The 280-nt window shown below is 45.4% G+C and carries 1 protein-coding gene and 1 pseudogene; both read left to right on the top strand.

Features of this window, described 5'->3' with window-relative positions; genetic code table 11:
* A pseudogene (locus B4J23_RS08300) lies at positions 1-111 on the top strand (septum site-determining protein MinD); the annotation flags it as partial.
* 2 nt (positions 112-113) lie between these two features.
* A partial coding sequence (locus B4J23_RS08295) for a cell division topological specificity factor MinE (RefSeq protein WP_291359908.1) occupies positions 114-280 on the top strand: 167 nt, incomplete at its 3' end.

Genomic DNA, 280 nt, shown 5'->3' with positions numbered 1-280 from the left:
GCAGGTCAGGCTTATGATGACCTTGTAGCACGTTTCCTGGGTGAAGAGCGTCCTTACCGTCATATCGAAGTAAAACCTAAGGGCTGGTTAGCACGATTATTTGGAGCGTAAACATGGCTGGATTCTGGAGTAAACTTTTTAGTAGCGAGGATAAACCATCAAGCGCACAAACCGCGAAAGACCGTTTGAAAGTCATTGTTGCTTCTGAACAGGGTTTGGGACGCCGTTTGAGTCAGGATAAAATTGACCAGATGAAGACAGAAATCATGCAAGTGGTCAA

The organism is Acinetobacter sp. UBA3025 (genome assembly GCF_002367915.1).
Classification (GTDB): Bacteria; Pseudomonadota; Gammaproteobacteria; order Pseudomonadales; family Moraxellaceae; genus Acinetobacter.
The sequence above is the reverse complement of the archived record's forward strand: the minus strand, read 5'-3'. Positions and strand labels throughout refer to the sequence as shown.